6 protein-coding genes are annotated in these 9,401 nt (G+C 73.6%); all 6 read left to right on the forward strand.

What is annotated here, in order from left to right; all coding sequences use genetic code 11:
- Positions 1-13: 13 nt before the first annotated feature.
- The 6 genes from GC722_RS07190 to GC722_RS07215 all read left to right on the forward strand — a co-directional run bounded on the left by GC722_RS07190 (position 14) and on the right by GC722_RS07215 (position 8,987).
- Complete coding sequence (locus tag GC722_RS07190) at positions 14-2,110, forward strand: M3 family metallopeptidase (RefSeq protein ID WP_156609332.1); 2,097 nt, start codon at positions 14-16, stop codon at positions 2,108-2,110.
- Positions 2,111-2,216: 106 nt separating this feature from the next.
- Positions 2,217-3,731 carry a glycerol kinase GlpK gene (glpK, locus tag GC722_RS07195; protein WP_156609333.1) on the forward strand — a complete coding sequence of 505 codons (1,515 nt, stop codon included), beginning with the start codon at positions 2,217-2,219 and terminating at the stop codon, positions 3,729-3,731.
- A gap of 86 nt (positions 3,732-3,817) precedes the next feature.
- Positions 3,818-4,174: a PRC-barrel domain-containing protein gene (locus tag GC722_RS07200; protein ID WP_156609334.1), complete on the forward strand. Its 357-nt coding sequence runs from the start codon at positions 3,818-3,820 to the stop codon at positions 4,172-4,174.
- A gap of 96 nt (positions 4,175-4,270) precedes the next feature.
- Positions 4,271-5,563, forward strand: a complete 1,293-nt coding sequence (locus GC722_RS07205) for an MFS transporter (RefSeq protein ID WP_156609335.1) — start codon at positions 4,271-4,273, stop codon at positions 5,561-5,563.
- Between the two features lie 72 nt (positions 5,564-5,635).
- Positions 5,636-7,459 (forward strand): gamma-glutamyltransferase family protein, encoded by a 1,824-nt coding sequence (locus GC722_RS07210; protein ID WP_156609336.1) that lies wholly within the window; start codon positions 5,636-5,638, stop codon positions 7,457-7,459.
- Between the two features lie 55 nt (positions 7,460-7,514).
- On the forward strand, positions 7,515-8,987 hold the full coding sequence (locus tag GC722_RS07215) for a dihydrolipoyl dehydrogenase family protein (protein WP_331714490.1): 1,473 nt from the start codon (positions 7,515-7,517) through the stop codon (positions 8,985-8,987).
- Positions 8,988-9,401 lie beyond the last annotated feature (414 nt).

The following is a 9,401-nucleotide window of genomic DNA, read 5'->3' on the forward strand; positions in this document are numbered from 1 at the left end:
TAGGGTGACGGCCATGGTCACCGCCCACCCGCTGCTGCAGCCGTCCGCCCTGCCCTTCGAGCTCCCGCCGTTCGCCGACATCGCCGTCGAGCACCACCGGCCGGCCCTCGAGCAGGGGATGGCGGAGCAGGCGGCCGAGGTCGAGGCCATCGCCAGCTCCACCGAGCCGCCGACGTTCGCCAACACCGTCGAGGCGCTGGAACGCAGCGGTGAGCTGCTGGACCGCGTCAGCGCGGTCTTCTTCCACCTCGTCTCCTGCGACGGCGACGACGAGCTGCGGGCGCTGGCCGAGGAGCTCTCGCCGCGGCTCTCCGAGCACCGGGACTCGATCATGCTGGACCGGCGGCTGTTCGCCCGCGTCGACGAGCTGCACACGCGGCTGGACGAGCTGGACCTGGACCCGGAGTCCGCGGAGCTGGTGCGGCGCTACCACCGCGACATGGTGCAGGCCGGGGCCGCGTTGGACGAGGCCGCCCAGCAGCGGCTGCGTGAGATCAACGCCACCACGGCGCGGCTGACCAGCCAGTTCCAGAAGCGGGTGCTGCACGACACCAAGGACCGCGCGGTGGTGGTCGACGACGTCGCCCAGCTCGACGGCCTGGACGAGGCGGCGGTCGCGACCGCCGCCGCGGCCGCCGCCGCCCGTGGTCTGGAGGGACGCTGGCTGCTGACCTGCACGAACTTCACCAACCACCCGATGCTGGCCCGGCTGCACGACCGCGGGCTGCGCCAGCGGCTGCTGCAGGCCCAGGAGGCCCGTGGCACCGAGGGCGAGAACGACACCTCCGACCTCGTGCTGGAGCTGGTGGCGCTGCGGGCCGAACGTGCCGCCCTGCTGGGGTACCCCGACCACGCCTCCGCGGTGACCGCCACCGCGACCGCCGGCTCGCCGGCGGCCGTCCGCGCCCGGTTCGACCCGATGGCCGCCGTCGTGGCCGAGCGGGTCCGGCGCGAGCAGGAGGTGCTGCAGGAGGAGGTCGACCGGCACTGCGCCGAGACCGGGGTGGCGTCCTTCCCGCTGCAGGCCTGGGACTGGGCGTACTACACCGAGCGCGTCCGCGCCCGCCGCTACGACCTGGACCTGGCCGCGCTGCGGCCCTGGTTCGAGGCCGACCGCGTCCTCCGCGACGGCGTCTTCCGGGCCGCCGAGCTGGTCTACGGGCTCACCTTCACCGAGCGGGAGGACCTGCAGGGCCACCGCGACGAGGTGCGGGTGTTCGAGGTGCACGACGCCGACGGCAGCACGCTGGGGCTGTACCTGCTGGACCTCTACACCCGCGACACCAAGAACGGTGGCGCGTGGATGAACGCGCTGGTGCCGCAGAACCGGCTGCGCGGCCAGCGGGCGGTGGTGTCCAACAACCTCAACGTGGTGCCTCCGCCGCCGGGGGAGCCGACCCTGCTGAGCCTCACCGAGGTGACGACGCTCTTCCACGAGTTCGGGCACGCCCTGCACGGCCTGCTGTCCGACGTCACCTACCCGACCTTCTCGGGCACGGCGGTGCCGCGCGACTTCGTCGAGTTCCCCAGCCAGGTCAACGAGATGTGGATCCAGCACCCGCAGGTGCTGCCCGGCTACGCCCGCCACGTCGAGACCGGCGAGCCGCTGCCGCCGCAGGTCGTGCAGCGGCTGGCCGAGGCGGCCACCTTCAACCAGGGCTTCGCCACCGCCGAGAACCTGGCCAGCGCGCTGCTGGACCAGGAGTGGCACTCGCTGCCCGCCGGCACCCGGGTCGACTCGGTGCCGGAGTTCGAGCGCGAGGCGCTGCGCCGGATCGGCCTGGACAACCCGGTCGTGCCGCCGCGCTACCACACCAGCTACTTCGCCCACGCCTTCGCCGGCGGCTACGACGCCCGCTACTACTCCTACCTGTGGTCGGAGGTGCTGGACGCCGACACCGTCGCCTGGTTCGAGGAGCAGCAGGCCGCCGCACCGGAGGGCGACCTGGCGGTGCTGCGCGCCAGCGGGGACCACTTCCGCGCCGAGCTGCTCTCCCGCGGCTCCTCGCGGGACCCGATGGAGTCCTACCGGGCCTTCCGCGGCCGCGACCCCGAGGAGCGGCCGCTGCTGGCCCGCCGCGGGCTGCTCGAGGAGGACCGGACCGCCTGAGCGCACCGGGACGCCGTCGTTCCCACACACCGACGTCCCCCCTGACACCGACGTTCCCCCTGACACCGACGTTCCCCCTGACACCGACGTTCAAGGAGCTCACCCGATGACCGGATACGTCGTCGCCATCGACCAGGGCACCACCAGCACCCGCGCGGTGGTGGTGGACCACGACGGGCAGATCGTCTCCAGCGGCCAGCTGGAGCACGAGCAGATCCTGCCCCGGGCCGGCTGGGTCGAGCACGACCCGATGGAGATCTGGGGCAACACCCGCGAGGTGATCGGCACCGCGCTCTCGCGGGCCAGCCTCACCCGGCACGACATCGCCGCGGTCGGCATCACCAACCAGCGCGAGACGACCGTGGTGTGGGACCGCGCCACCGGCCGTCCGGTGCACAACGCGATCGTGTGGCAGGACACCCGCACCCAGCGGATCTGCGACGAGCTGGCCCGCGACGGCGGCCACGACCGGTTCAAGGACGTCGTCGGTCTGCCGCTGGCCCCCTACTTCGCCGGCACCAAGCTGAAGTGGCTGCTGGACAACGTCGACGGCGTCCGCGACCGCGCCGAGGCGGGGGAGCTGCTCTTCGGCACGGTCGACACCTGGCTGCTGTGGAACCTGACCGGCGGTCCCGACGGCGGGGTCCACGTGACCGACGTCACCAACGCCTCCCGGACCCTGTTCATGGACCTGCGCACCTGCCGCTGGGACGAGGAGATCCTCGACGTCTTCGGGGTGCCGCGCTCGATGCTGCCCGAGATCCGCAGCTCCTCCGAGCCCTACGGCGTGGTGCACGGCTCCCAGCTGCTGCGCGAGACGCCGGTCTCGGGGATCCTCGGCGACCAGCACGCCGCCACCTTCGGCCAGGTCGGGTTCGAGCCGGGCGCGGCGAAGAACACCTACGGGACCGGGAACTTCCTCATGGTCAACACCGGCGAGGAGGTGGTCCGCTCCGAGCACGGGCTGCTGAGCACGGTCTGCTACCAGCTGGAGGGGCAGCCGCCGGTGTACGCCCTCGAGGGCTCCATCGCGGTCACCGGGTCGCTGGTGCAGTGGCTGCGGGACCAGCTCGGCATCATCACCACCGCCCCCGAGGTCGAGAAGCTGGCCGAGCAGGTCGAGGACAACGGTGGCGTCTACTTCGTCCCCGCCTTCTCCGGGCTGTTCGCCCCCTACTGGCGCGGCGACGCCCGCGGCGCCATCGTCGGGCTGACCCGTTACGCCAACCGGTCCCACCTGGCCCGGGCCGCCCTCGAGGCGACCGCCTTCCAGAGCCGTGAGGTGCTGGACGCGGTCAACGCCGACGCCGAGGTCGAGCTGACCGAGCTGCGGGTCGACGGCGGGATGGTGGCCAACGACGCGCTGATGCAGTTCCAGGCCGACATCCTCGGCATCCCCGTGGTGCGCCCCGCCATCATCGAGACCACCGCGCTCGGCGCGGCCTACGCCGCCGGGCTGGCAGTCGGGTTCTGGGAGGACCTGGCCGAGCTGAGCCAGAAGTGGCGCGAGGACCGCCGCTGGGAGCCGGCGATGGAGGCCGGGGAGCGCGACCGCCAGCTGCGGCTGTGGCGCAAGGCGGTGACCCGCACCTTCGACTGGGTCGACGACGACGTCCGCTGACCCGCCCCACCTCCACGGCGGCGCCCACGGCCGTCCCTATACTTCCGGTGGGCGCAGCCGCCCACCCCCGTTCGACAGGAGCAGCCATGGTCACCATCGAGGACATCCGGGACTGGGTCGACGAGCCCGTGGTCGACGCCTCGGAGTCCAGGATCGGGACCCTGGAGAGCATCTACTACGACACCGCCACCGAGGAGCCCACCTTCGCCGCGGTGAAGACCGGTCTGCTCGGCGGCGCGCGGCTGGTGTTCGTCCCGCTCGAGGGCGCCACGGTGACCCCACGCCACCTCAAGGTCACCGTGCTGAAGAAGCTGGCCCGCGAGGCCCCCTCCATCCCGCCGGACGGCCAGCTCGCCGCCGCCATGGAGCCGGAGATCTACGCCCACTACGGGATGCCGTACTCCACCGGCGCCAACGGCGAGCGCCGTCTCGGCCGCCGCTGAGGGCCGCACCACCCGTCCGAGCGCTACCCGTCCAGAACGCCCTGTCCCGTCCGCAGGGCCCCGTCCACGGCACCTGAGAGGCGGCCCCCGGCCCCGATGTCGGTCCTGATCGACCTGTCCCCGCTTCGCGCCAGCGCGGCCTTCCGGCGGCTGTGGTGGGGTCTGGGGATCTCCAACCTGGGCAGCCAGCTGACCGTCGTGGTGGTCGGCCTGCAGGTCTACGACATCACCGGCTCCACGCTGTCGGTCGGCGTCCTCGGTCTGTGCGCGCTCGTGCCGCTGGTGCTGCTCGGGCTCTACGGCGGCGCCCTCGTCGACCGCTACGACCGCCGCCGGGTGGCGCTGCTGGCCTCCGCCGCGCTGTGGCTGACCTCGATCGCCTTCGCGGTGCAGGGCTGGCTCGGGCACCAGGACGTCGAGCTGCTGTACGTGCTGGTGGCGGTGCAGTCGGCCTGCTCGGCGGTCAACAACCCGGCGCGCTCGGCGATCATCCCGCGGCTGGTGCCGGTGGCCATGCTGCCCGCGGCGCACGTGCTGCAGACCGTCACCTGGAACGTCGCCCTCACCGTCGGCCCCCTCGCCGGAGCGGGGCTGGTCGCCCTGGCCGGCTTCGGCGCGGCCTACACGGTGGACGCCGTGCTGTTCACCGCGGCGCTGTACGCGCTCTGGCGGTTGCCCGACCTGCCCCCGCAGCAGGCCGGGACGGATGCCGCGACGGCGCCCCGGCGCAGCGGCCTGGCCTCGGTGCTGGAGGGTCTGTCCTACCTCGCCACCCGTCCCAACGTGCGGATGACCTTCGTCGTCGACCTGATCGCCATGGTGCTGGCCATGCCCCGGGTGCTCTTCCCGGCCGTCGGCGTGCTCTACCTCGGTGGGGGAGCGGGCACCACCGGCCTGCTCACCGCCGCCTTCGCCGTCGGCGCCGTGCTCGCCGGGCTGCTGTCGGGCAACCTGGTCGGGGTGAACCAGCAGGGACGGGTGATCACCGCCGCGGTCGCGGCCTTCGGTGCCTGCGTCGCCGGGTTCGGGCTGGTGCTGCTGCTGGTCGGGCCCGACCGGCCCCAGCAGCCGGTGCTGTGGGCGCTGCTGGCCTGCCTGCTGCTGCTGGCTGCCGCGGGCGCCGCCGACGCCATCAGCTCGGTGTTCCGGCAGAGCATCCTGCAGGCCGCCACCCCGGACTCGATGCGCGGCCGGCTGCAGGGTGTCTTCATCGTCGTCGTGGCCGGCGGTCCACGGCTGGGCGACCTGACGCTGGGAGCCGCCGCGCGCTGGGTCGACGAGGCGGGTGCGGCCCTCGTGGGCGGTCTGCTGTGCGCGGTGGCGGTGGTGCTGGTGACCCGGCTGCAGGCCCGCTTCCTCGACTACGACGCCCGCGACCCGCGGCCCTGACCGCGGACGGGCGCTCGAGGCGGTTGCCTCCGGTGCCTACGCTGAGCGCACCCGACCCGGAGGCCCCCGCCCATGTCCAGAGCCAAGGTCGTCACCGCCGTCGTCAGCCTCGCGCTGCTGCTCGCCCTCGTGGCCACCCTGCTGTGGGTGCGCAGCGTCACCCGGTCCGGGGTCCCGCCGGTCGCCCCCGCCCCGTCGACCACCCCCGCCCCCTCGGCCACGACCGCACCGACTCCGACGCCGACGCCGACGCCCACACCGTCGCCGACACCGACCCGTGAGCCTGGCGTCGAGGCGGCGGTCACCATCGACCCGGCGGCGACCGAGGCGGCGATGGACGTCCTGGCCGACGGCGGCACGGCCGCGGACGCGGCCGTCGCAGCAGCAGCGGTCCTCAGCGTGGTGGAGCCGTACTACTCCAACGTGATCGCCGGCGAGACGGCGATGCTGTGGTACGACGCGTCCGAGGACGAGGTGAGGAGCCTGCAGGGCGTCGGCTACGTGGGCGAGGACTTCGACCGGTCGCAGTACCGGGCCCGTGGCGTCAGCGGCTTCGGGCTGCACCAGTCGCTGGTGCCGGGCTCCTGGGACATGTGGATGACGCTGCTGCAGGAGCAGGGCGAGCTCGGCGTGGACGAGGTGCTGGCGCCGGCCGTCGAGCTGGCCCGCGACGGGTTCCCCGCCTCGGCGGCGCTGGCCTCGCAGGCCCGCGCCTACCTGTCGGCCGGCGGGATGAACAGCGCCGCGCAGGAGGTCTACGCCCCGGGCGGGGTGGTCGTGAGCCAGGGCGACACCGTCGTCCAGGAGGACTTCGCCGACACCCTGGAGTCGCTGGCCGAGGCCTACACCGACGCCGACGACCGGGCAGAGGGCATCGAGGCCGCCCGCGACCTGGTCTACCGCGGCGCGCTGGCCGAGGAGATCGTGGCGGAGGTCCGTGACGGCGGCGGCTGGCTCACCGCCGACGACCTGGCCGGCTACGAGGCGGTCACCGGCGACTCCATCACCCTGGAGTGGGACGACGAGACGACCGTGCACCAGGTGCCCCCCAGCAGCCAGGGCCTCACCATGCTGATGGCCCTCAACACGCTGCGCACCGCCGACCTGGCCGACCGGGACGAGGCCGACGCCGTCCACCTGCAGATCGAGGCGCTCAAGCTGGCGCTGGCCGACCGGGAGGCCTACGTCGGGGACCCCGAGTTCACCGACGTGCCGGTGGAGGAGCTCCTCGACCCCGACTACGGCGAGCAGCAGCTGGAGCGCATCGACCTCGACAGCACGCTGTCCGCACCGGTGGAGGAGGGCCTGGAGAACACCACCACCTTCCAGGTCGTCGACGCCGACGGCAACGCCGCCGCGGTGACCACCAGCACCGGCTACCAGTTCACCCAGGCCGGGGGCACCGGGATCATGATGAACAACCGAATGCGGTACATGACCGACACCGACTCCGGCAGCCCCAACTACATCGAGCCCGGCAAGCGGGTCCGCTACACCGGCAACCCGTGGATGGTCACCACCCCCGACGGGCTCTCGCTGCTGGGCGGCAACATCGGCGGCGACACCCAGTCGCAGGTGCAGACCCAGCACTTCCTGGGCGTCGTCGAGCTCGGCCTGTCGCCGGAGGAGGCGGTGGAGGCACCCCGGTTCGTGACCCAGTCGCAGCCCAACAGCGTCGTCCCGCACGGGGTGGCCGGCACGGTGCGGATCGACCAGAGCACCGACGCCGACGTGCTGCGCAGCCTGCGCGACCGCGGCCAGCAGCTGCAGGTCACCTCGGGCGCGGGCCCCTTCGGCACCGGCTCGGTGGTGCGCATCAGCGACGACGGTCAGCAGGTCGAGCTCGGGCTGGACCCGCGGGCGCCCTCGGCCAGCGGGGACACCCGCGAGCCCTGAGCGGGCGCCGCGCGGTAGCGTCGCGGGCAGGCGACCGACCGGCGAGGGGACGACCGTGGGCGAGCAGGACCAGCAGGACCAGCAGGACCCGGGAACGGTCCGCGAGGTGGACGTGGTGGTGGTCGGGGCCGGACCCACGGGCGAGAACGTCGCCGGGCAGACGGCCGCCGGCGGGCTGAGCACCGTGGTGGTCGAGGCCGAGCTGGTGGGCGGGGAGTGCTCCTACTGGGCCTGCATGCCGTCCAAGACCCTGCTGCGTCCGGGCTCCGCGCTGCGGGCCGCCCAGCGGGTCCCGGGCGTCGGGACCGGTGACCTGGACCCGTCCGTCGTGCTGACCAGCCGCGACGAGATCGTCTCCGGCTGGGACGACGCCTCCCAGCTGGAGTGGCTCGACTCCGCCGGGATCGGGCTGGTCCGCGGCCGGGGCCGGCTCACCGGGGAGCGCGAGGTCACCGTCACCGCCGGCGACGGCACCACCCAGGTGCTGCGGGCCCGGCACGCGGTCGCGGTCTGCACCGGCAGCGCCGCCGCTGTCCCGGACATCCCCGGGCTGCGCGACAGCCGGCCCTGGACCAGCCGGGAGGCCACCGGGGCGCAGCAGGTGCCGCCCCGCCTGGTCGTCGTCGGCGGGGGCGTGGTGGCCTGCGAGATGGCCACCGCCTGGAGCGACCTGGGCTCGCAGGTGACCGTCCTCGCCCGCTCCGAGCTGCTCTCACGGAGCGAGGACTTCGCCGGACGGCTGGTCCGCGAGGCCCTGACCGAGCGCGGCGTCGACGTCCGCACCGGCGTCTCGGCGACGGAGGTGCGGCGCACCGGGGCGGGCGTGGTCGTGCAGGTCTCCGACGGCGGCACGGTGGAGGCGGACGAGGTCCTCGTCGCGGCCGGGCGACGGCCGCGGACCGACGACCTGGGGCTCGCGGTGGTCGGACTGACCGACGGCGACTGGCTCGACACCGACGACACGCTGCGGGTGCTGCGCGACGGCGAGCCGGTGGAGTGGCTCTACGCCGCCGGCGACCTCAACCACAGGGCGCTGCTCACCCACCAGGGCAAGTACCAGGCCAGGGCCGCCGGCGACGTCATCGTCGCCCGCGCCACCGGGGCGGTCGTCGACGACGGGCCCTGGGGAGCGCACGCGGCGACGGCCGACCACTCCGCCGTGCCCCAGGTCGTCTTCACCGATCCCGAGGTGGCCAGCGTCGGACTGACCACCGCCGCCGCCCGGGAGGCCGGGGTGGAGGTGCGGGTCGTCGACCAGGACCTGGCCTCGGTGGCCGGCACGGCGGTCCACGCCCAGGGCTACACCGGGCAGGCCCGGCTGCTGGTCGACCCGGCCCGGCAGGTGGTGGTCGGTGCGACGTTCGTCGGCCAGGACGTCGCGGAGCTGCTGCAGTCGGCCACCATCGCCGTGGTCGGGGAGGTGCCGATCAGCCGGCTGTGGCACGCCGTCCCCGCGTACCCCACGATCAGCGAGATCTGGCTCCGGCTGCTCGAGGGTCTGGGACGCGACACCGCCCTGACCCGCTGACCCGCCCGCCGGGGGCGTCCCCGGGCCGGGTCCTCGCCGGTGAGCAGGCCACCCGACCCTCGCTTATCCCGGCCGTGCATGACATACTTGCGTCACGAGTCAAAGAGCGGCTCATCCAAACCCTGGTGCTCCAGCCACCGTCCTCACCGGACGCGGCCTCCTCCCAGACACCGAGGTCTTCACACGCAGCGTCCCGCTCCAGAACAGGGGCCGACGCTCCGAGGAACCAGCACGGCAGAACCGACGCCCGCGCCGGATGTCCACCCCGACATCCAGGCAGGCGTGCAGTACACGGGACGACGAACCACCAGCACCGGTGGCGGGGTCCCGCGCTGCAGGGGTCAGGACGCGGCCCCGCACCCCTCCGCATCAGGAGCTCTCGACATGACCCAACAGCTCGACGTCACCACCCGC

Source organism: Auraticoccus cholistanensis, from assembly GCF_009742705.1.
GTDB classification, from domain to species: domain Bacteria; phylum Actinomycetota; class Actinomycetes; order Propionibacteriales; family Propionibacteriaceae; genus Auraticoccus; species Auraticoccus cholistanensis.